The sequence below is a fragment of the Streptomyces sp. NPDC007929 genome (genome assembly GCF_042959065.1).
In the GTDB taxonomy this organism is placed as follows: Bacteria; Actinomycetota; Actinomycetes; order Streptomycetales; family Streptomycetaceae; genus Streptomyces.
This window is the reverse complement of the sequence record NZ_JBIBKD010000006.1, coordinates 506,565-526,583: the sequence shown is the minus strand read 5'-3', so window position 1 is coordinate 526,583 and position 20,019 is coordinate 506,565. Positions and strand designations below refer to the sequence as shown.

The window sequence follows — 20,019 nt, the reverse complement described above, 5'->3', positions numbered from 1 at the left end:
ATGAACGCCACGCAGACGGGACCACACACCGGCAGGTCCGCCGACCCACGAAACGGCGACCCCAGAGGCGGCGAACTCGCAGGCGCCACCCACGCCACCGACCCCCGAAGCGGCGACCCCCGCGTCGGCTGGAGCTCCGCCGAGGCACCCCACACCCCCGCCCTCCAGCACCGCCGCGACGGCATCCTCCCCACCGTCGCCGCCGCCCTCTCCGTCCGCGGCACCACCCTCACCGGCACCGCGGCCCGCGGCGACACACCCCCCGCCCTGCACCCCCTCGTCCAGGACTTCCTCGACACCCTCACCAGCGCCCAACGCGACCGGTACACCGGCCGCTGCGCCGAAACCATCCTCATCTCCCGCCACATCGCCGCCGCCGACACCGCACGCAGCAAACGCGCCGCACGCAAACCCATGACCAACGGCGAAGCACGCAAAGCCCTCAAACAGGCCAAACTCACCACCCGGCGCATCCGCGAGGACGGCGACCCCCTCCACGGCAGCTTCGCCACCCCCTGCCGCGCCTGCACCGCGCTCAGCGCCCACTTCGGCGTCCGCATAGTCGACCCGGCATCCCAGCACAACTGACGCCACCCCCGACCCCACACCCACCGCACCGGAAACCCCGGCGCGCCCACTCGCGCGCGCCACCCCATGACCCCGACGAGACCAAGGGCGCATGCACACCGACCGGACCTCCACCACCCGCTTCGCCGTACCCGTCGACGCCGCCCTGCGCGCCGCCGGCTGGCAACCCGGACGCTGGGACATCAAACAAGCCGAGATCTGGGCCGACGCCCTGCGCGACCACACCTCACCCGCCGGCCACCGCCACACCGTCTTCCCCGCCGCCGTCGAGGCCTGGGCCGAATTCGGCGGACTCCACATCACCCCCACCGGCCCCGGCCGCCAGGTCGCCCCCGCCCACCTCCACCTCGACCCCCTGCACGGCCTCCACATGGCCCGCACCCTCGGCGACCTCGGCCGCGCCCTCGCCACCGACGTCTGCCCCCTCGGCGCCGAAACCGACAGCCACGCCCTCCTCGCCATCGACACCGACGGCCGCGTCTACACCCTCGACCACACCGGCGACTGGTACCTCGGCCCCGACATCGACCAGGCCCTCGCCACCCTCATCGCCGGCACCGCCCCCGCCCGCCTCACCACAGGCTGAGCGACGAGCCGCGTCACGACGCCGGAATCACCGCCGACACCCGAAAACCCCCCGCGTCCGTCGGCCCCGACACAAACACCCCACCCAACGCCGAAACCCGCTCCCTCATCCCCACCAGGCCGTTCCCACCCGACGGCAACCCCGCGGACGACGCCACCGCCTCCTCGGGCGGCTCGTTCTCCACCTGCATCGCGATCTCCGACACCCGATGCGCCAACCGCACATACGTCTTCGCCCCGGCCGCGTGCTTGTGGACGTTCGTCAACGCCTCCTGCACCACCCGGTACGCCGTCTGCTCCACCAACGGCGCATACGACCGCGTATCCCCCTCCACCGACAACGCCACCACCATCCCCGCGGCAGCCGACTGCCCCACCAACTCCTCGATCTCCGCCAGACACGGCCCCTCGTCATCCGCCACCCGCGAAGCCGCCGCGGCCGCCGCGGCCGCCACCCCCACCGCCGCCAACGGCACCGACGACGCCGGCTCTCGCCGCTCACCCCCACCACTGCGCAGCACCCCGAGCATCTCCCGCAGCTCCGTCAGCGCCTGCCGCCCCATGTCACCCACCAGCGCGGCATTGCGCACAGCCTTCTCCGGATCCTTCCGCGCCACCGCCTGCAACGCCGCCGCGTGCACCACCATCAGGCTCACCCGATGCGCCACCACATCGTGCATCTCCCGCGCGATCCGCGTCCGCTCCTCGTTACGAGCCCACTCCGCCCGCTCCTCAGCACGCTCCGCCAGCAACTGAAGCTCCCGCTCCAAACTGTCCGCACGCTCCCGCAAGCTCTCCATCAGCCGCCGCCGCGCCCCCACATACAGACCCAGCAGCACCGGCGGCGCCGTGAAGCCCAGCGACATCGTGACCGCCGCGAACGGAACGAACCAGTCCCCTATGTCCAGGTCCCCCCGCGACATGTCCTGCCGCGTCTTCACGAACGTCACGATCAACGTCCCCACCAGCGACATCCCCGCCAGCGAACCGATGATCCGCCGCGGCAGCTCCGCCGCGGCCAGCGTGTACAGGCCGACGATCCCCAGCAGGAAACCCATCTCGGCGGGCGTGATCGCGATCGACACCAGCACCACGGCGATCGGCCACCGCCGCCGCACGAGCAGCACGGAACCGGCCAGCAAGCCGAAGACGACCCCCACCGCCACCGGGATCCCCGCGTCCCGCGCGAACGGGATCCCCTCCAACGCGCACTCCAGCGCGGACACCACGGCCAAGCTCACATCGAACACGGCGCTACGCCGCCTGGCCCACCACCACGGCCCTCCCCGGGCCGTCACATGGTCTTCCCCCGTCGCGGTCATGCCTCCCAGCCTACGGGCGCCCCCCGCCGGTTTTCCGGCGCATTTCCCGGCCCGGCCCACACCACACTCCGTGACCGTTCGGCTGCGATACCACCCGATATCCCTCGAACTGCTGAATCGCACACCGTTCGACCCCGGAGGCCCTCATTCCGCCCGGACGGTATGCGTATGGCACATGCATCCGGCAAGTACGCGGACTTCGAGGGACTACGAGAGAGGGCGGTCACGCTCCGCCGCCAGGGCTGGACGTACGACCGGATCCAGGTCGAGCTGGGCTGCTCGAAGAGTTCGATCTCGCTGTGGGTGCGGGATCTGCCGAAGCCGGAGCGGCAGCGGACTCCCGAGGAGGCATCGGCCATCGCGAGGCGAGGAGGGTGGCCAAGCAGGCGGTCGGGACACTGTCACCGCGGGAGTTGTTCCTCGTGGGTGTCGGGCTCTACTGGGCGGAAGGCAGCAAGGACAAGCCCTATGACCGCCGCGAGAACGTCTGCTTCGTCAACAGCGACCCCGGCATGATCGGGGTGTTCTTGGCGTGGCTCGACCTACTGGGAGTGGAACGCGAGCGCCTCAGATTCACCGTGATGATCCATGAATCGGCCGACGTCGCGGCCGCCGAGCGGTACTGGGCCGACCTCGTCGGCGCCGACCGGTCCGCCTTCAACAAGACGACGATGAAGAGGCACAACCCGAAGACACGCCGCAAGAACGTCGGTGATTCCTATCGAGGTTGCTTGGTGGTCAAAGTCCTGAAGGGCGCCGATCTGTACCGTCGCATCGAGGGCTCCTGGTACGGCATAGTGGAGTCCGCGCACAGCCCGATCTCCTGAATCGGACATAGTGCGCACTTCATCCCGGATCGTCTAAGGGTAGGACAAACGGTTTTGGTCCGTTGAATGAGGGTTCGAATCCTTCTCCGGGAGCCCACAGAGAGCACGACCTCAGTTCGGGTCCTGACCCACAATCCATCGGTCAGGACCCGCACCCATGCCCCCCACAAAACCCCCCGGTATCCTGCGGATGTCACCCCACCCCATCCACAGCCGAAGGGCATCCCGTGAGCGCCAACCGCCCGGCAGCCGTCGTCGTTCTCGCAGCGGGTGAGGGCACCCGTATGAAGTCGGCCACACCCAAGGTCCTGCACGAGCTCTGCGGTCGCAGTCTCGTCGGTCATGTGCTCGCCTCCGCGGGCGAGCTGGACCCCGAGCACCTGGTCGTCGTGGTCGGCCACGCCCGTGAGAAGGTCACCGCCCATCTCGGTGAGATCGCCCCGGACGTCCGCACCGCCGTGCAGGCGGAGCAGAACGGCACCGGGCACGCCGTGCGGATGGGCCTGGAGGAGCTCGGCGGGTCCGTCGACGGGACGGTCGTCGTCGTGTGCGGCGATACGCCGCTGCTGACCGGGGCGACCCTGCGGGCGCTGGCGCGGACGCACTCCGCCGACGGCAACGCGGTCACCGTGCTGACCGCCGAGGTGCCGGACGCGACGGGGTACGGGCGGATCGTCCGGGACGACGCGAGCGGAGCGGTCACGGCGATCGTCGAGCACAAGGACGCCACCGATGCGCAGCGGTCGATCCGTGAGATCAACTCGGGTGTGTTCGCGTTCGACGGTCAGTTGCTGGCGGACGCGCTGAAGAAGGTGCGGACGGACAACAGTCAGGGCGAGGAGTACCTGACCGATGTGCTCGGGATCCTGCGCGAGGCCGGTCACCGCGTGGGGGCCTCCGTGGCCGCCGACCACCGTGAGATCGCCGGCATCAACAACCGCGTGCAGCTCTCGGAGGCCCGCCGCGTTCTCAACGACCGGCTCCTCACGGAGGCCATGCTGGCCGGGGTGAGTGTCATCGACCCGGCCACGACGTGGATCGACGTCACCGTGACCTTCGAGCAGGACGCCGTGGTCCACCCGGGGACGCAGCTGCAGGGTGCGACGCATCTGGCGGAGGGTGCGGAGGTCGGGCCGAACTGCCGGCTGACCGACACCCGGGTGGGTGCGGGTGCGCGGGTGGACAACACGGTGGCGTCGGGTGCCGAGGTGGGTGCCGGTGCGAGCGTGGGGCCGTACGCGTATCTGCGTCCGGGGACCCGGTTGGGTGCCAAGGGCAAGATCGGGACGTACGTGGAGACGAAGAACGCGACGATCGGTGAGGGGACGAAGGTGCCTCATCTGTCGTATGTCGGTGACGCGACGATCGGTGAGCAGACGAACATCGGTGCCGCGAGCGTGTTCGTGAACTACGACGGGCAGGAGAAGCACCACACGACCATCGGTTCGCATTGCCGGACGGGCTCGGACAACATGTTTGTGGCGCCTGTCACGGTGGGGGACGGTGCGTACACCGCTGCGGGGTCTGTGATCACGAAGGATGTGCCGGCGGGTTCGCTGGCCGTGGCCCGTGGTCAGCAGCGGAATATCGAGGGTTGGGTGGCTCGGAAGCGTCCGGGGAGCGCGGCCGCGAAGGCGGCTGAGGCGGCTTCCCGGGAGTCGGCCGGTGAGGGCTGACCGGAAACCGATGCCTGAAACACGGCGTACGGTGATAAGTGCACACCCGCACCCCCACCAGCTGAGACGGCCTCCGGCAAGCCGGCTGCGAGGTTTCTCGACACCTAGCTGCGACACCTCTGAGGAGACAGTGCTGTGACCGGGATCAAGACGACCGGCGAGAAGAAGTTGATGTTCTTCTCCGGCCGCGCCCACCCCGAGCTTGCCGAGGAGGTCGCCCAGCAGTTGGGTGTCGGGGTCGTCCCGACGAAGGCCTTCGACTTCGCGAACGGTGAGATCTATGTGCGTTATCAGGAGTCGGCGCGTGGCGCGGACTGCTTTCTGATTCAGAGCCACACGGCTCCGATCAACAAGTGGATCATGGAGCAGTTGATCATGATCGACGCGCTGAAGCGTGCGTCGGCCCGCTCCATCACGGTCATCGTGCCGTTCTACGGTTACGCGCGGCAGGACAAGAAGCACCGTGGGCGTGAACCGATTTCGGCGCGTCTGATCGCGGACATGATGAAGACCGCGGGTGCGGACCGGATTCTGACCGTGGATCTGCACACGGATCAGATCCAGGGCTTCTTCGACGGTCCGGTGGACCATCTGTTCGCGCTGCCGCTGCTGGCGGACTACGTGGGCCGGAAGGTGGACCGGGAGAAGCTGACGGTGGTGTCTCCGGACGCGGGCCGGGTGCGGGTGGCGGACCGTTGGTGCGACCGGCTGGGTGCGCCGCTGGCGATCGTGCACAAGCGGCGTGACAAGGACGTCGCGAACCAGGTCACCGTCCACGAGGTCGTGGGTGAGGTGAAGGGTCGCGTGTGTGTCCTGGTGGACGACATGATCGACACCGGTGGGACGATCTGTGCCGCGGCGGACGCGCTGTTCGCGCACGGTGCGGAGGATGTGATCGTGACGGCGACGCACGGTGTGCTGTCGGGTCCGGCCGCGGATCGGCTGAAGAACTCGCGGGTGAGTGAGTTCGTGTTCACGGACACGCTGCCGACGCCGGGTGAGCTGAGCCGGGATCTGGAGAAGATCTCGGTGCTGTCGATCGCGCCGACGATCGCGAGTGCGGTGCGTGAGGTGTTCGAGGACGGTTCGGTGACGAGCCTGTTCGACGAGCAGTAGGCCCCCGCGTGGTGCCTGGGTAGATCCTTTTGGGTGTGGCCTCCCGGTCCGAGTAGACTGCTGCAGTTGCTCGGCGAGGGAGGCCGTTCCCGTTTGGGGATGCGGTGGTCCGTTATCGACGCGCTCTTCGTAGCAGGCCGTTCGTGGCCGGGTGACCACGTCCGTTCTGATTTCGAGGAGTGATTATGTCCGAGGTGAAGATCTCCGCCGCGACGCGCAGCGAGTTCGGCAAGGGTGCCGCCCGCCGTATCCGTCGTGAGAACAACGTTCCGGGTGTCCTGTACGGGCACGGTTCGGACCCGCTGCACCTGACCCTGCCGGGTCACGACCTGCTGATGGCGCTGCGTACGCCGAACGTGCTGATCGCGCTGGACATCGACGGCAAGACGAACGAGCTGGCGATCCCGAAGTCGGTGCAGCGTGACCCGCTGAAGGGCTTCCTGGAGCACGTGGACCTGCTGCTGGTGAAGCGCGGCGAGCAGGTCAACGTCGACGTCTACGTTCACACCGAGGGTGAGCTGGCCCCGGGTGCCTTCCTGCTGGAGCACGTGCTGAACGCGCTGCCGGTCCAGGCCGAGGCGACGCACATCCCCGAGTCCGTGACCGTCTCCATCGAGGGTCTGACCGCGGGTGACTCGATCCTCGCCAAGGACATCACGCTGCCGAAGGGCACGACGCTGGCCGTCGAGGAGGACACCGTCGTCCTTCAGGTCCTGGCCGCGCAGGCCGAGGAGGCCGCTGAGGGCGAAGAGGCCGAGGGCGAAGAGGCCGCCGAGGCCTGATCCTCTGCGTCGTCGTTTCGTCGGCCGCTGTTCCCGTGCGGGGCAGCGGCCGACGCGTATGAAGGAGACATGGACGTGACGACCGATGCGGCCGCTCCCTGGCTGATCGTGGGGTTGGGCAATCCGGGGCCGGAGTACGCCGGGAACCGGCACAACGTGGGTTTCATGGTGGCGGATCTGCTGGCGGAGCGGGTCGGGGGGCGGTTCAAGCGTGCCGGGCGGGCGCAGGCGCAGGTGGTGGAGGGCCGGATCGGGCCTCCTGGGCCGTTGAGTCGGCGGGTGGTGCTGGCGAAGCCGATGTCGTACATGAACCTGTCGGGTGGGCCGGTGAGTGCGCTGCGGGATTTCTACAAGGTGCCGGTGGGCCATGTGGTGGCGGTGCATGACGAGTTGGACATCGACTACGGGGTGCTGCGGTTGAAGCTGGGGGGCGGGGACAACGGGCACAACGGGTTGAAGTCGATGACGAAGGCGTTCGGTGCGGAGTATCACCGGGTGCGGTTCGGGATCGGGCGGCCGCCGGGGCGGATGCAGGTGGCGGATTTCGTGTTGAGGGATTTCTCGTCGGCGGAGCGCAAGGAGCTGGACTACTTCGTGGACCGGGCGGCGGATGCGGTGGAGGCGTTGGTGATCGAGGGGTTGGAGCGGGCGCAAAGCACGTACAACTCCTGACTTGTCACCCGGCGAGGTTGACGGGTCGTTCAGGCATGACCAATGATCCCGGCCATGCCTGCCATCGCCACCTCTTCGTCCCAGGGTTCGGCCGTTGTGCTGCGGTTCGGGCGGTTCGCGGCGATGGGTACGGTCGCGGTGCTGATCCTGATCGCGGGTGTGTGGGCGTCGTGGGGTACGGCGCAGCATGTGATGCTGACGAAGGGCCGTGAGCGGGGCACGGTCGAGGTGTCGCGGTGTGCGGGGGATGTGTGCTGGGGCCGGTACACGCCGTTGTCGGAGGGTTCGCAGCCGCGGTCGCGGGTGGTGCTGGAGAAGTCGGTCGCGGTGGAGCGGGGCCGGACGTACACGGTGGTGTTGAAGTCCGGTGGTGATGACGCGGTGCGTTCGGGTCCGGCGGGTGTGCTGTACGCGTGGATTCCGCTGGGTGGGGCGTTGTTGCTGGCGTCGGTGGTGGTGGCGGGCGGTCTGCTGCGGATGCGGGCGGCGTGGGTGCTGGCGTTGTCGGGGGTGGCGTTGCTGACGGCGGCGTTCGTGGTGGTGTGAGGGGTTCTGGCGTTCTCCACATGTGTGGAGGAACGGAGCGTTGTCTGTTCGTGATTGCTCATGCCGCGCCTCCTGGTGACAACGGCACGGTGAAGATCCATGACGCCTCGACGGGCGAGGAGTTGCGCCGCAACGAGCCGCACGTGTGCGCGTTCTATCTGGATGCCTTCGGTTTCGACGGTGGTCAGCAGGTCGACTGGCACATCGACGCGATCCCTCCGAGTGCGAACAAGGGGGAGACGGTGGAGTCCGGTGCGCTGGTGCTGGACGCCCAGGGCCATGGGCGCAGCGAGGACCTGTCGCTGCCCGACGGGCACTACAAGCTGTTCTGGAACTTCGAGGGTGAGAAGGGGTCCGCGAAGCACAAGGTGTTCTGGACGGACTGCGAGGGCGAGCAGGAGCCGGGGGGTGGGACGCCGTCCGCGTCGATTTCGCCGTCGTCCTCGTCGGGAGCGTCCGAGGCACCGTCGGGTGAGCCGAGCGGGTCGGCGTCGGCGAGTCCGTCGGCCGGTGGGGCGGTGCCGGTGTCGTCGCCGTCCCCGCAGGGTGGTGCGGAGGGTGGTCTCGCCGAGACGGGCAACGGGGCCCCGGTGGGTGTGCTGTCGGGTGTGGCTGCGGCGCTGGTGGCGGCGGGCGGTTGTCTGGTGCTGCGGCGCCGGCGGGCCGGTCGCGGCTGACGTGTGAGATGACGGTGCCCCCGAGCCGGTGAGGTTCGGGGGCACGGTCGTGTCGGGGGTGGGTCAGCCGGTGTTGCGCAGGCCGGCTGCTACGCCGTTGACGGTGAGGAGGAGGGCGCGGGCGAGGAGCGGGTCGGGCTGTTCGGCGGCCTGGGCGGCGTCGCGCTGGCGCTTGAGCAGGGCGACCTGGAGGTAGGAGATGGGGTCGAGGTAGGCGTCGCGGATGGCGAAGGTCTGCTTCAGGACGGGTTCGGCGTCGAGGAGTTCGGTTTCGCCGGTGACGCGCAGGACTTCGCGGATGGTGAGTTCGTGTTCGGTCTTGATGGTGTCGAAGACGTGCTTGAGTTCGTCGGGGACGAGGGTGTCGACGTAGTGCTGGGCGATCCGCAGGTCGGTCTTGGCCAGGGTCATCTCGACGTTGGAGATGAAGTTGCGGAAGAAGTGCCACTGCTGGTGCATCTCGTCGAGGACGGTGTCGAGGCCGGCTTCGCGCAGGGCCTTGAGGCCGGAGCCGACGCCGAACCAGCCGGGGACGATCTGCCGGGACTGGGTCCAGCCGAACACCCAGGGGATGGCGCGCAGGCCGTCGAGCGAGACGCCGGAGCCGGGGCGGCGGGAGGGCCGGGAGCCCAGGTGCAGGTCGGCGAGCTGGTCCACGGGGGTGGAGGCGAGGAAGTACGTCGGCAGGTCGGGGTCTTCGACGAGGCGGCGGTAGGCGGCGTGGGCGGCGTCGGAGACGACGTCCATCGCGGCGTCCCAGCGGGCGAGGGCCTCGTCGGACTGGCGGGGTGCGGTGTGCAGGGCGGATGCCTGGAGGGTGGCGGCGACGGTCAGTTCCAGGTTTTCCCTGGCCAGGGAGGGGATGAGGTACTTGTCGGAGATGACCTCGCCCTGTTCGGTGACCTTGATCTCGCCTTCGAGGGTGCCCCAGGGCTGGGCGAGGATGGCGTCGTGGGTGGGGCCGCCGCCGCGGCCGACGGTGCCGCCGCGGCCGTGGAAGAGGCGCAGGCGTACGCCGTAGCGGTGGGCGACGTCGCGCAGGCGGCGCTGGGCGCGGTGGATCTCCCACTGGCTGGTGGTGATGCCGCCGAACTTGGAGGAGTCGGAGTAGCCGAGCATGACCTCCTGGACGTCGCCGCGCAGGGCGACGAGGCGCCGGTAGGAGGGGTCGGCGAGCATGTCCTCGAGGATGGTGTCGGCGGCCTTGAGCTCGTCGGTGGTTTCGAGGAGCGGGACGATGCCGATCTTGGCCCAGCCGGCGTGCAGGTCGATGAGGCCTGCTTCGCGGGCGAGGACGGCGGCGGCGAAGACGTCGTCGGCGCCCTGGCACATGGAGATGATGTAGGACTCGATGACCTCGGGTCCGAAGACCTCCAGGGCGCGCTTGACGGTGCCGAAGACGCCGAAGGTCTTCTCGCCGGGCGCGTCGACGGGCGCCGGGGTGGGGGCGAGGGGCCTGCGGGAGCGCAGTTCCTTGGCGAGGAGCTTGGCGCGGTAGTCGCGGGGCATGTCGGCGTAGCGCCAGGATTCCTCGCCGAGCCGGTCGAAGAGCTGGCCGAGGGCGTGGTGGTGGGCGTCGGCGTGTTCGCGGACGTCCATGGTGGCGAGCTGGAGGCCGAAGGCGGCGAGGGTGCGGATGGTGCGGGCGAGGCGGCCGTCGGCGAAGAGGCCGCCGCGGTGTTCGCGCAGGGAGCGCTGGATGACGCGCAGGTCGTCGAGGAGCTCGCTGGTGCCGAGGTAGTCGTGGCCGTCGCGGTGGGCGGTGCCCTTGGCGAGGCGCTGCTTGGTGTTCTCCAGCTTCTGCCGGATGCAGGTGGCCTTGAGCCGGTAGGGCTCTTCGGCGTTGAGGCGCTTGTAGCGGGGGCTGATCTCGGGGAGGTTGTCGAGGTCGGCCTGGAGTGAGGTGAGGAGTTCCTCGGTGGCGCCGGCGTAGCGGATGGAGTTGGAGAGGAAGCCGCGGAGTTCGTCGATGGTCTCCAGGGCGTCGTTGATGCCGTGCTCGTGCTGGAGGATCAGGACGTCCCAGGTGACCTGGGGGGTGACGTTGGGGTTGCCGTCGCGGTCGCCGCCGATCCAGGTGCCGAAGGTGAGGGGGCGGGTGTCGTCGGGGAGCTTGACGCCGGCGCGCTCGAGTTCGGCGGTGAGGTCTTCCAGTACGTCGCCGACGGCGCCCGCGTGCAGTTCGTCGAGGTAGTAGATGGCGTTGCGGGCCTCGTCGGCAGGCTCGGGGCGTACCACGCGCAGTTCGTCGGTCTGCCAGACGAGGTCGATGTTCTCGGCCAGGCGGGTGTCCAGGCGGCGCCGGTCGGATTCGATGACCGGGGTTTCCAGGAGTGCGGCGATGCGGCGGAGCTTGTTGAGGACCGAGCGGCGTGCGGCCTCGGTGGGGTGTGCGGTGAAGACGGGGCGGACGTTGAGGTTGCGGACCGTCTCTTGCAGGTGGTCGGGGTCGGCGTCCTTGAGCCGGTCGGCCGTACGGGCGAGGAGTCCGCCTTCGGCGGCGCGGCGGGCGCGCAGTTCGCGGCCGCGGTGGACCTGCTCGGTGACGTTGGCCAGGTGGAAGTAGGTGGAGAAGGCGCGGACCAGCTTGGCCGCGGTGTCGAGTTCGGTGCCGCGCAGCAGCTCGGCGGCGGCTTCGCCGTCCTCGCGGGTGAGGCGGCGGACCTTCTCGACGAGTTCCAGCAGCTCGGGGCCCTCTTGGCGGACGAGGGTCTCGCCGAGGAGGTCACCCAGCCGGCGGATGTCGGCACGCAGCTCACTGCTCGTCGTCGTGGTCTGGTCGTCGGCACTGCTCACAGGTGCGGCTCCTTGCAGTGTTGAAGCTCGTCTGGGAGGGGAACCCGGACGGCGTCTCGCGCGGCGGGGCGCCGCATACGGTCCGGACATCCGGGAAGAAATCAGAGCGGACCGCGCTGTCCGACCGACTCCAGGATAGGTGTCGGCCGGGACGCGCAGGATCGCGGGCTTTCTTGCCGCCGGGCGACGCACTGCCATACTTACGATGCCGTAGGTTACGGAACCGTAGGAAGCACCTCACGGTTCGCGTGCCCCGGCCACTCCCTCTTCGTCCACTTACCCCCAGGGGACGCGTATGACCAGTAGTTCCGATGTGATCGAGGACGCACCGAAGGCGTCCGGTCAGGCCACCGACGCCGCTTCCGCCACGCTGGGCGGCGAGAAGAAGCGGTCCATCGAGCAGATCGCCCTGCTCCTCTTCATCACCGTCCCGTTCGTCGCGCTGCTGGCGGCGGTGCCGCTGGCGTGGGGCTGGGGGGTGAGCTGGCTGGACCTCGGTCTGCTGGTCTTCTTCTACTACCTGGGGTGCCACGGCATCACGATCGGGTTCCACCGTCACTTCACGCATGGTTCGTTCAAGGCGAAGCGGCCGTTGAAGATCGCTCTGGCGATCGCTGGATCGATGGCGGTGGAGGGGCCGCTGGTGCGCTGGGTGGCCGATCACCGCAAGCATCACAAGTTCTCCGACGCGGAGGGTGATCCGCATTCGCCGTGGCGGTTCGGTGAGACCCTTCCGGCGCTGATGAAGGGCCTGTGGTGGGCGCACATCGGATGGATGTTCGACGAGGAGCAGACGCCGCAGGAGAAGTACGCCCCCGACCTGGTCAAGGACAAGACGCTGCGCGCGATCTCCCGCCAGTTCGTGTGGTGGACGGTGGTGTCGCTGGCGCTGCCGGCGCTGATCGGCGGTCTGGTCACGATGTCCTGGTGGGGCGCGTTCACCGGGTTCTTCTGGGGTTCGCTCGTGCGGGTGGCGCTGCTGCACCACGTGACGTGGTCGATCAACTCGATCTGTCACGCGGTGGGCAAGCGGCCCTTCAAGTCGCGTGACCGTTCGGGCAACGTGTGGTGGCTGGCCGTGCTGTCCTGCGGTGAGTCGTGGCACAACCTGCACCACGCCGACCCGACGTCGGCCCGGCACGGGGTGCTGCGCGGGCAGCTGGATTCGTCCGCCCGGCTGATCCGCTGGTTCGAGATGGCGGGCTGGGCGTATGACGTGCGGTGGCCGTCACGCTCCCGTATCGATTCCCGCCGTACCAACGGGGAAGGCGGCTCCCCGCGCGGGAAGGAGTCCGTCGAGGCGGCATGATGGTCGCTGTGGCGACCGACTCGAGCAGCACCCCCAGCAATGACAAGCCGCGGCGAGCGCGTCGCACCCGGATGACCGGTGCCGAGCGCCGTCAGCAGTTGCTGGAGATCGGTCGCACGCTCTTCGCTGCGAAGGGCTTCGAGGGCACGTCGGTGGAGGAGATCGCGGCGAAGGCCGGGGTCTCCAAGCCGGTGGTGTACGAGCACTTCGGCGGCAAGGAAGGGCTGTACGCGGTCGTGGTGGACCGTGAGATGCGGCGGTTGCTCGACATGGTGACCAGCTCCCTCACCGCCGGTCACCCCCGTGAGCTGTGCGAGCAGGCGGCGTTCGCCCTGCTGGACTACATCGAGGAGTACACGGACGGGTTCCGCATCCTGGTCCGTGACTCCCCCATCCCCCAGTCGACGGGTTCCTTCGCCTCGCTGATCTCGGACATCGCCACTCAGGTGGAGGACATCCTGGGGCGCGAGTTCAAGAGCCGCGGCTTCGACCCCAAGCTGGCTCCGCTGTACGCGCAGGCGCTGGTCGGCATGGTCGCGCTGACGGGCCAGTGGTGGCTGGACGTGCGCAGGCCGAAGAAGGCTGAGGTGGCCGCGCACCTGGTGAATCTGGCCTGGCACGGCCTGGACGGGATAGAGGCCAAGCCGCACCTGATAGGCCGCCGCAAGGCCTGACCCGGTCCGTCCCGGAGCCCGTCACCCGCGGGGGTGGGCCTTGCGCGCCGCCCGGAAGTCCTCTTCGACCCCAGGTGTGGCTGCACCGCCCCGGCCCGGAACCAGCACCCGCCCCGCCGGGCGGGGCGGCGAGCTGGACGTGGTCGAGGGCGGTGATCATCAGCGCTCCTTCCGGGCTACTGCGAACACCCGACGGAACGGGAACGGCGTGCCGTGCGGGCCGGCCGGGTAGGCCTCGCGCAGCGCCGCCCGGTACTCGGCGACGAACGCCTCCCGTGCCTCGGGGTCGTCGGCGAGCGCGGTCAGCACGGGGCGCAGGCCGGTCCCCTTCACCCAGTCGAGCACCGGGTCCTCGCCCTGGAGCAGATGGATGTACGTCGTCTCCCACACGTCGGCCGCGCAGCCCAGGGACGCCAGCCGCTCCAGGTAGGCCTCGGGGGTGTGGACGGCGTCGGTGTGGCGCAGGGTGTCGGCGAGACGGCCGCGCCAGCGCGGTGAACCGGCGAGTTCGCGCATGAGCCGGTGGCTGGGGGCGTCGAAGTTGCCCGGTACCTGGAAGGCGAGGGTGCCGCCGGGGGCCAGTCCTGCCACCCAGTCGGGGAAGCGCTCGGTGTGGCGGGGCACCCACTGGAGGGTGGCGTTGCTGATGATCAGGTCGTGGGGCCGGTCCGGGGTCCAGGTCCGTGCGTCGGCGTGGGCGAAGTCGATACGTCCGCCGCCCGGGGTCGGCCCCTCGTGGTCGACGTGGGCCTTGTCGAGCATCTCGGGCGAGTTGTCGTAGCCGGTGATCCGGGCGGTGGGCCAGCGGGCGGCGAGCAGGGCGGTGACGTTGCCGGGGCCGCAGCCGAGGTCGGCGATGCGGGGGTGGTGGGCCGGTGGCCGGGTGGGTGGGTCGGGGACGCGGGCGAGGAGATCGGTGAAGGGGCGGGCGCGGTGGTCGGCGTGCCGGAGGTACTGGGTGGGGTCCCAGGTGGGGGTGGCTGCGGGCATGGGTCCTCCTGGTGTCCGGGTATCCCGGGTGTCCGTGTGTCCTGGTGGTGACCGTGCGGGACGCACACCCAGCGTGACCCCATACATATCTCGATGTCAAGATACTTGACGTCAAGAGACTCTACGTCGACACAACCACTACACTGATCGTCATGGAGGACGAGGTCGATCGGCTGGTCGCAGCGTGGCGCCGGGAGCGCCCTGACCTCGACGTGGAACCGCTCGAGGTGCTCAGCCGCGTGAGCAGACTGGCCCGCCATCTGGACCGGGCGCGGCGGCTGGCGTTCTCGGAGCACAGCCTGGAGCCGTGGGAGTTCGATGTGCTGACGGCCCTGCGCCGCGCGGGCACGCCGTATCAGCTCTCGCCGGGTCAGCTCCTCACCCAGACACTCGTCACGTCGGGCACCATGACGAACCGCATCGACCGCCTCGCCAAGAAGGGCCTGGTGGAACGGCTTCCCGACCCCAGTGACCGCCGGGGTGTCCTGGTCCGGCTGACGGACGAGGGCCGGGACCGCGCGGACCAGGCTCTGGCGGGTCTGCTGGACCAGGAGCGCGCGATCCTCGCGGAGCTCTCCCGGGCCCAGCGCGGCGAACTGGCGGGGCTGCTACGCCAGCTGACCGCCCCGTTCGACAACATCCCCGGTTAGGTCCACGGGTCCGACCCCGGCGCGCCGCGCGAGGGCGACGGCGGCGAGGGTGGAGTGCACGCCGAGTTTGCCGAGCACGTTCTGCATATGGGTCCGTACGGTGTGCGGCGACAGATACAGGCGCTCGGCGACGGCCTTGCGCCCCAGTCCCGCCACCATGCACCGCAGCACTTCCCGCTCACGCGGAGTGAGGGACTCGACGAGCCGCTCGCTCTCGGTGCGATGCTTGCGGGCGGCGGTGAGCTCCCGCAGCACGCCGGTCAGCAGCGCGGGCGGCAGATGCGTCTCGTCGCGCAGCACGCCCCGGATGACGGTGAGCAGCCGGGACAGCGAACAGTCCTTGGCCACCCATCCCGACGCCCCGGCCTGGAGGGCGAGTGCGGCCCGCCGCGGGTCGTCCTTCTCGGCGAGGACGACGATCCGTACGTGCGGCTGCGCGGAGCGTACGCCCGTGACCAGGGAGATCCCATCGACGAGCCCGTCCTCGTCGCCCTCCCGCACGGGCACGGCCGGGCGGGCGCCCGGCACCTTGCCGCCCAGGTCGGCGTCGACCAGCAGCACGTCGAAGCGCCGTCCCTCGGCGACCGCCCGCTCCATGCTGCGCAGCGCGGCCGGACCGCTGCCGGCCGCCGAGACGTCGACGTCCGGCTCCGCCGCCAGGGCCGCCGCGAGTGACTCCGCGAAGATGCGATGGTCGTCGACGACCAGCACTCGGATGCGAACCACGAAACCCCCTTCCCCGAGCTCCCGAAGAGCAGGGGCTACCCCATCGTCGGAGGATGACACCGTGCGGGTACGGCGCCGGGGTGTCCGGATCCGCCGCGTGGGACCGTGTCGGCCCGTGCCGCGGCAGCCTGTCGGGGTCGCCGCAGCCGCACGGCCGCCGCCGTGCGCCACCGCTACCCCCACCCCGGGCGTCGTACCCGGCTGTCTCGCCCCCTGAACGGCACCGGCCCCCACCGGTGCTGTTCATCAGGGTACGGACGGGGGCCCGGAGCGGAAGGTTATTTGCAGAACTGACTGTCCGACGCGTTTATGGTGTGCCGCATGTTCCGTCTTGAGACAGAAGTCGACAAGGCCCGACGTGATCTGCTCCGCACACGCCTGCGGGACACGAACACAGCCGCCTCTCCGATCCTGCGCGCCCTGCGCGGAACACCGGACGAAAGGGACGCGCCCTTGCATGTGTGGGCTGTGAACGACCGGGACGACGCGCTCGCCGGCGGCCTGGTCGGCCACACCTGGGCGACCTGGCTCCATGTCACCTACCTCTGGGTGGACGAACGCCACCGCGGCAGGGGCCTGGGCGCGAAGCTGCTGGCCCGGGCGGAACACATCGCGACGACGTCCCGCGGCTGCCACGCCGCCCGCCTGGAGACCTGGGACTTCCAGGCCCCGCGCTTCTACCAGAAGCAGGGCTACGAAGTGGCCTGCGTGGTGCCGGACTACCCCCCGGGCATCACGGAGTACTTGCTGACGAAGAGGCTGGCCTGAACTGCGGAGACGAAGCCCTCCCCCGCCAGAGGGAGGGCAGTGCTGGGGGTGGTCAGGGGAGGTGGTGGGCTCCTGGGGAGGGGACTGCTTCGAAGACTCGGGGGAGGGTGAAGCCCGCTGTGGCGAAGGCTTCCGTCACCGCCTTATTGATGGCGTCGACGTCCGGTTCCTCCGCGAGGACGATCGCCGAGCCGCCGAAACCGCCGCCCGTCATTCGGGCGCCCAGGGCGCCGTTGGCCAGGGCCGTGTCGACGACCAGGTCCAGTTCGGGGCAGGAGATGCGGAAGTCGTCGCGGAGCGAGGCGTGGCCCTCGACCAGGACGGGGCCGATCGCGCGGGTCTCACCCGACTCCAGCAGGGAGACGACCCGTTCGACGCGCTCGTTCTCGGTGACGACGTGGCGGACCAGACGGCGGACCTCCTCGTCGTCGCCCAGGCGGGCCAGCGCCGCGTCCAGACCGTCGTAGGGGACGTCCCGGAGCGCGTCGACGCCCAGCAGGTCCGCTCCCTTCTCACAGCCGGCGCGGCGCTTGCCGTACTCGCCCTCGCTGTGGGAGTGCTTGACCTGCGTGTCGACGACCAGCAGCCGCATGCCCTCGGCGGCCAGGTCGAAGGGGATCTGGCGCTGGGAGAGGTCGCGCGTGTCGAGGAACAGCGCGTGCCCGGTCTCGCAGCAGGCCGACGCCGTCTGGTCCATGATGCCGACCGGGGCTCCGACGTAGACGTTCTCCGCGCGCTGGCACAGGCGGGCCAGCTGCCAGCCGCGCAGGCCGAGGGAGAACAGGTCGTTCAGGGCGAGGGCGACGACGATCTCCAGGGCCGCCGACGACGACAGGCCCGCGCCGGAGGGGACCGTGGAGGCCAGGTGGACGTCGGCGCCCGTGACCGCGTGGCCGGCCTCGCGCAGGGCCCAGACCACCCCGGACGGGTACGCCGTCCAGTTCCGGTCCGACCCCGGCGCCAGCTCCTCGACGCGCAGTTCGACGACCCCGCCCTCGACGTCCGCCGAGTGCAGGCGCAGCACGCCGTCCGTGCGCGGGGAGACGGCCGCGACGGCGGTGTGCGGCAGCGCGAAGGGCATCACGAAGCCGTCGTTGTAGTCGGTGTGCTCACCGATGAGGTTGACGCGGCCGGGGGCCGCCCAGACACCTTCGGGGGCGGCTCCGTAGAGCTCCTCGAAACCGTCCCGCACCTGTTGTGCGCCCACTACTGCTCCCTTGCGATGTTCTGCGCGAAGTCCCACGCGTCCGCGACGATCCCCGCGAGGTCCGCGCGGGACGGGTTCCAGCCCAGCTTCTCGCGGGCCGTGGCGGCCGACGCCACCAGGACCGCCGGGTCGCCGCCCCGGCGCGGGGCGACCACCTCCGGGATCGGGTGTCCGGTCACGGTGCGGACGGTCTCGATGACCTCGCGGACCGAGAAGCCGTTGCCGTTGCCGAGGTTGCAGATCAGGTGCTCGCCGGAGGTGGCGGCGGTCAGGGCCAGCAGATGGGCCTCGGCCAGGTCCGCGACGTGGATGTAGTCGCGTACGCAGGTGCCGTCCGGCGTCGGGTAGTCGTCACCGAAGACCGAGATCGCCTCGCGCCTGCCCTGCGCGACCTGGAGGACCAGCGGGATCAGGTGCGACTCGGGGTCGTGCCGCTCGCCGTGGACACCGTACGCGCCCGCGACGTTGAAGTAGCGCAGCGAGACCGCACCGAGGCCGTGCGCGGCCGCCTCGCCGGTGATCATGTGGTCCACGGCGAGCTTCGAGGCGCCGTAGGGGTTGGTCGGGGAGGTGGGCGCGGACTCGACGATCGGGACCTGCCGCGGCTCGCCGTACGTCGCCGCCGTCGACGAGAAGACCAGCGTGCGCACGCCCGCCTCGCGCATCGCGGCCAGCAGCGCCATGGTGCCGCCGACGTTGTTGTCCCAGTACTTCTCCGGCTTCACGACCGACTCGCCGACCTGCGAGGACGCGGCGAAGTGCAGGACGCCGTCGAAGGAGGAGTCCAGCCATTTGGCGGCGTCGCGGATGTCGCCCTCGATGAAGGCGGCGCCGCCGGGGACGCCCTCGCGGAAGCCCGTGGTGAGGTTGTCGAGGACGACGACCTCGTGACCGGCCTCCAGCAGGTGCTGCGCGACCACGCTGCCGACGTATCCCGCGCCGCCCGTCACCAGGTACTTCCCGCTCATGAACTCGCTACCTCTCGCAGTCGCTCGGCCGCGCGCTCCGGCGGCACGTCGTTGATGAACACGTTCATGCCGGACTCGGAACCCGCGAGGAACTTCAGCTTGCCGGAAGTGCGGCGGATGGTGAAAAGCTCGAGGTGCAGCGCGAAGTCCTCGCGCACGACCCCGTCGAACTCCTCCAGCGCGCCGAACGGAGCCTGGTGCCAGGCCGCGATGTAGGGCGTCGGAGCCTCCGTCTCACCGAAGATCCGGTCGAAGCGCCTCAAGAGTTCCAGATAGACCTTGGGGAACTCTGTGCGCGCGGCCTCGTCCAGACCGAGCAGGTCGGGCACGCGGCGCTTGGGGTACAGGTGGACCTCGTACGGCCAGTGCGCGGCGTACGGCACGAAGGCGACCCAGTGCTCCCCCTCCAGGACGACGCGCTCACCGGCGAGTTCACGCTCCAGGACGGCGTCGAAGAGGTTCTCCCCGCCGGTCATCTCCTTGTGGGCGGCGGCCGAGCGGAGCATCAGGGCGGTACGGGGGGTGGTGAAGGGGTAGGCGTAGATCTGCCCGTGGGGGTGCTGGAGCGTCACGCCGATCTCGGCGCCCCGGTTCTCGAAGCAGAACACCTGCTCGACGGAGGGCAGATGCGACAGCTCCGACGTGCGGTCCGTCCAGGCCTCCAGCACCAGGCCGGCCTGCTCCTCGGTGAGTTCACCGAAGGACGCGTTGTGGTCGGAGGTGAAGCAGACGACCTCACAGCGGCCCGAGTCACCGGCCAGCGAGGGGAAGCGGTTCTCGAACACGACGACGTCGTACGAGGAGTCCGGGATCTCGCTCAGCCGGTCGCCCTCGGAGGGGCACAGGGGGCACTCGTCGGCCGGCGGGTGGTAGGTGCGGCCCTGGCGGTGCGAGGCGATGGCGACGGAGTCACCGAGCAGGGGGTCACGGCGGATCTCGGACGTGGTGACGGTGCGGTCCAGCGGGCGGCGGTCGGTGGCGTCCCGCACGCTGTCGTCACGCAGGTCGTAGTAGATGAGCTCGCGACCGTCGGCCAGCCGGGTCGAGGTCTTCTTCACGCCGGACTCCTTGTCCTTCAAACAGAACCCAACATACCTAAACACGACTCACCCCAATCGTCAACATCACAATCAAACAAAG

The 20,019-nt window shown here is 69.8% G+C and carries 19 protein-coding genes, 1 tRNA gene and 1 pseudogene; 14 read left to right on the top strand and 7 right to left on the bottom strand.

All coding sequences use genetic code 11. From position 1 onward, the window contains the following. On the top strand, positions 1-588 hold the full coding sequence (locus ACFZDE_RS23145) for a YwqJ-related putative deaminase (RefSeq protein ID WP_391202386.1): 588 nt from the start codon (positions 1-3) through the stop codon (positions 586-588). Positions 589-679: 91 nt separating this feature from the next. Beyond that, positions 680-1,174 (top strand): SUKH-3 domain-containing protein, encoded by a 495-nt coding sequence (locus ACFZDE_RS23140; RefSeq protein WP_391202383.1) that lies wholly within the window; start codon positions 680-682, stop codon positions 1,172-1,174. 13 nt (positions 1,175-1,187) lie between these two features. Here the strand turns inward: ACFZDE_RS23140 and ACFZDE_RS23135 are convergent, their stop codons facing one another. Further along, on the bottom strand, positions 1,188-2,495 hold the full coding sequence (locus tag ACFZDE_RS23135; protein WP_391004477.1) for a histidine kinase: 1,308 nt from the start codon (positions 2,493-2,495) through the stop codon (positions 1,188-1,190). Positions 2,496-2,663: 168 nt separating this feature from the next. Here ACFZDE_RS23135 and ACFZDE_RS23130 point away from each other — a divergent pair. The 8 genes and pseudogenes from ACFZDE_RS23130 to ACFZDE_RS23095 all read left to right on the top strand — a co-directional run bounded on the left by ACFZDE_RS23130 (position 2,664) and on the right by ACFZDE_RS23095 (position 8,791). Further along, a pseudogene (locus tag ACFZDE_RS23130) lies at positions 2,664-3,322 on the top strand (hypothetical protein). A 22-nt stretch (positions 3,323-3,344) separates the two neighbouring features. After that, positions 3,345-3,415, top strand: a tRNA-Gln gene (locus tag ACFZDE_RS23125). Positions 3,416-3,549: 134 nt separating this feature from the next. Then, complete coding sequence (gene glmU / locus ACFZDE_RS23120) at positions 3,550-4,998, top strand: bifunctional UDP-N-acetylglucosamine diphosphorylase/glucosamine-1-phosphate N-acetyltransferase GlmU (RefSeq protein WP_391202380.1); 1,449 nt, start codon at positions 3,550-3,552, stop codon at positions 4,996-4,998. Between the two features lie 135 nt (positions 4,999-5,133). Continuing rightward, positions 5,134-6,114 (top strand): ribose-phosphate diphosphokinase, encoded by a 981-nt coding sequence (locus ACFZDE_RS23115; RefSeq protein ID WP_033312075.1) that lies wholly within the window; start codon positions 5,134-5,136, stop codon positions 6,112-6,114. A gap of 185 nt (positions 6,115-6,299) precedes the next feature. Continuing rightward, on the top strand, positions 6,300-6,896 hold the full coding sequence (locus tag ACFZDE_RS23110) for a 50S ribosomal protein L25/general stress protein Ctc (protein ID WP_391202377.1): 597 nt from the start codon (positions 6,300-6,302) through the stop codon (positions 6,894-6,896). Positions 6,897-6,965: 69 nt separating this feature from the next. Beyond that, positions 6,966-7,568, top strand: coding sequence for an aminoacyl-tRNA hydrolase (gene pth, locus ACFZDE_RS23105; protein ID WP_391004469.1), 603 nt, complete (start codon positions 6,966-6,968; stop codon positions 7,566-7,568). 54 nt (positions 7,569-7,622) lie between these two features. Beyond that, positions 7,623-8,114 (top strand): hypothetical protein, encoded by a 492-nt coding sequence (locus tag ACFZDE_RS23100; protein WP_391004467.1) that lies wholly within the window; start codon positions 7,623-7,625, stop codon positions 8,112-8,114. 20 nt (positions 8,115-8,134) lie between these two features. Beyond that, positions 8,135-8,791, top strand: coding sequence for an LPXTG cell wall anchor domain-containing protein (locus ACFZDE_RS23095; protein ID WP_391202373.1), 657 nt, complete (start codon positions 8,135-8,137; stop codon positions 8,789-8,791). A gap of 63 nt (positions 8,792-8,854) precedes the next feature. On the opposite strand, the gene ppc is transcribed toward ACFZDE_RS23095, so the two are convergent. Beyond that, positions 8,855-11,587, bottom strand: coding sequence for a phosphoenolpyruvate carboxylase (ppc, locus tag ACFZDE_RS23090; protein WP_391004463.1), 2,733 nt, complete (start codon positions 11,585-11,587; stop codon positions 8,855-8,857). Between the two features lie 295 nt (positions 11,588-11,882). On the opposite strand from ppc, the gene ACFZDE_RS23085 reads away from it, so the two are divergent. Further along, positions 11,883-12,896 carry a fatty acid desaturase gene (locus tag ACFZDE_RS23085; RefSeq protein WP_391004461.1) on the top strand — a complete coding sequence of 338 codons (1,014 nt, stop codon included), beginning with the start codon at positions 11,883-11,885 and terminating at the stop codon, positions 12,894-12,896. Further along, on the top strand, positions 12,893-13,570 hold the full coding sequence (locus ACFZDE_RS23080) for a TetR/AcrR family transcriptional regulator (RefSeq protein WP_053675827.1): 678 nt from the start codon (positions 12,893-12,895) through the stop codon (positions 13,568-13,570). The genes ACFZDE_RS23085 and ACFZDE_RS23080 overlap by 4 nt, the downstream gene beginning before the upstream one ends. 159 nt (positions 13,571-13,729) lie before the next feature. On the opposite strand, the gene ACFZDE_RS23075 is transcribed toward ACFZDE_RS23080, so the two are convergent. Continuing rightward, on the bottom strand, positions 13,730-14,560 hold the full coding sequence (locus ACFZDE_RS23075; RefSeq protein ID WP_391202370.1) for a trans-aconitate 2-methyltransferase: 831 nt from the start codon (positions 14,558-14,560) through the stop codon (positions 13,730-13,732). A gap of 152 nt (positions 14,561-14,712) precedes the next feature. Here ACFZDE_RS23075 and tamR point away from each other — a divergent pair, with 152 nt between their 5' ends. Then, entirely contained in the window at positions 14,713-15,210 is a 498-nt protein-coding gene (tamR, locus tag ACFZDE_RS23070) for a MarR family transcriptional regulator TamR (protein ID WP_059196100.1), read from the top strand. On the opposite strand, the gene ACFZDE_RS23065 is transcribed toward tamR, so the two are convergent. Further along, on the bottom strand, positions 15,169-15,936 hold the full coding sequence (locus ACFZDE_RS23065) for a LuxR C-terminal-related transcriptional regulator (RefSeq protein ID WP_391004455.1): 768 nt from the start codon (positions 15,934-15,936) through the stop codon (positions 15,169-15,171). The two genes, tamR and ACFZDE_RS23065, sit on opposite strands and share 42 nt — an antisense overlap. A gap of 309 nt (positions 15,937-16,245) precedes the next feature. On the opposite strand from ACFZDE_RS23065, the gene ACFZDE_RS23060 reads away from it, so the two are divergent. Further along, a complete protein-coding gene (locus ACFZDE_RS23060) occupies positions 16,246-16,704 on the top strand; it encodes a GNAT family N-acetyltransferase (RefSeq protein ID WP_391202368.1) in 459 nt (152 codons plus the stop codon). A 52-nt stretch (positions 16,705-16,756) separates the two neighbouring features. On the opposite strand, the gene galK is transcribed toward ACFZDE_RS23060, so the two are convergent. From galK to galT, 3 genes are read right to left on the bottom strand one after another with little or no spacing between them, the layout of a single operon-like run. Beyond that, positions 16,757-17,911: a galactokinase gene (galK, locus tag ACFZDE_RS23055; RefSeq protein ID WP_391202365.1), complete on the bottom strand. Its 1,155-nt coding sequence runs from the start codon at positions 17,909-17,911 to the stop codon at positions 16,757-16,759. Next, positions 17,911-18,879 (bottom strand): UDP-glucose 4-epimerase GalE, encoded by a 969-nt coding sequence (gene galE / locus ACFZDE_RS23050; RefSeq protein ID WP_391202362.1) that lies wholly within the window; start codon positions 18,877-18,879, stop codon positions 17,911-17,913. Before galE ends, galK begins: the two co-directional genes overlap by 1 nt. Next, complete coding sequence (galT, locus tag ACFZDE_RS23045; RefSeq protein WP_391004447.1) at positions 18,876-19,937, bottom strand: galactose-1-phosphate uridylyltransferase; 1,062 nt, start codon at positions 19,935-19,937, stop codon at positions 18,876-18,878. The genes galE and galT overlap by 4 nt, the downstream gene beginning before the upstream one ends. Between the last annotated feature and the right edge of the window lie 82 nt (positions 19,938-20,019).

Coding starts and splice junctions, on each gene's coding strand:
- ACFZDE_RS23140 (WP_391202383.1), top strand. CDS start 680: ATGCACACCGACCGGACCTCCACCACCCGCTTCGCCGTACCCGTCGAC.
- ACFZDE_RS23095 (WP_391202373.1), top strand. CDS start 8,135: ATGTGTGGAGGAACGGAGCGTTGTCTGTTCGTGATTGCTCATGCCGCG.
- tamR (WP_059196100.1), top strand. CDS start 14,713: ATGGAGGACGAGGTCGATCGGCTGGTCGCAGCGTGGCGCCGGGAGCGC.
- ACFZDE_RS23085 (WP_391004461.1), top strand. CDS start 11,883: ATGACCAGTAGTTCCGATGTGATCGAGGACGCACCGAAGGCGTCCGGT.
- ACFZDE_RS23080 (WP_053675827.1), top strand. CDS start 12,893: ATGATGGTCGCTGTGGCGACCGACTCGAGCAGCACCCCCAGCAATGAC.
- galE (WP_391202362.1), bottom strand. CDS start 18,879: ATGAGCGGGAAGTACCTGGTGACGGGCGGCGCGGGATACGTCGGCAGC.
- ACFZDE_RS23145 (WP_391202386.1), top strand. CDS start 1: ATGAACGCCACGCAGACGGGACCACACACCGGCAGGTCCGCCGACCCA.
- ACFZDE_RS23075 (WP_391202370.1), bottom strand. CDS start 14,560: ATGCCCGCAGCCACCCCCACCTGGGACCCCACCCAGTACCTCCGGCAC.
- ACFZDE_RS23135 (WP_391004477.1), bottom strand. CDS start 2,495: ATGACCGCGACGGGGGAAGACCATGTGACGGCCCGGGGAGGGCCGTGG.
- ACFZDE_RS23110 (WP_391202377.1), top strand. CDS start 6,300: ATGTCCGAGGTGAAGATCTCCGCCGCGACGCGCAGCGAGTTCGGCAAG.
- ACFZDE_RS23100 (WP_391004467.1), top strand. CDS start 7,623: ATGCCTGCCATCGCCACCTCTTCGTCCCAGGGTTCGGCCGTTGTGCTG.
- ACFZDE_RS23060 (WP_391202368.1), top strand. CDS start 16,246: ATGGTGTGCCGCATGTTCCGTCTTGAGACAGAAGTCGACAAGGCCCGA.
- pth (WP_391004469.1), top strand. CDS start 6,966: ATGGACGTGACGACCGATGCGGCCGCTCCCTGGCTGATCGTGGGGTTG.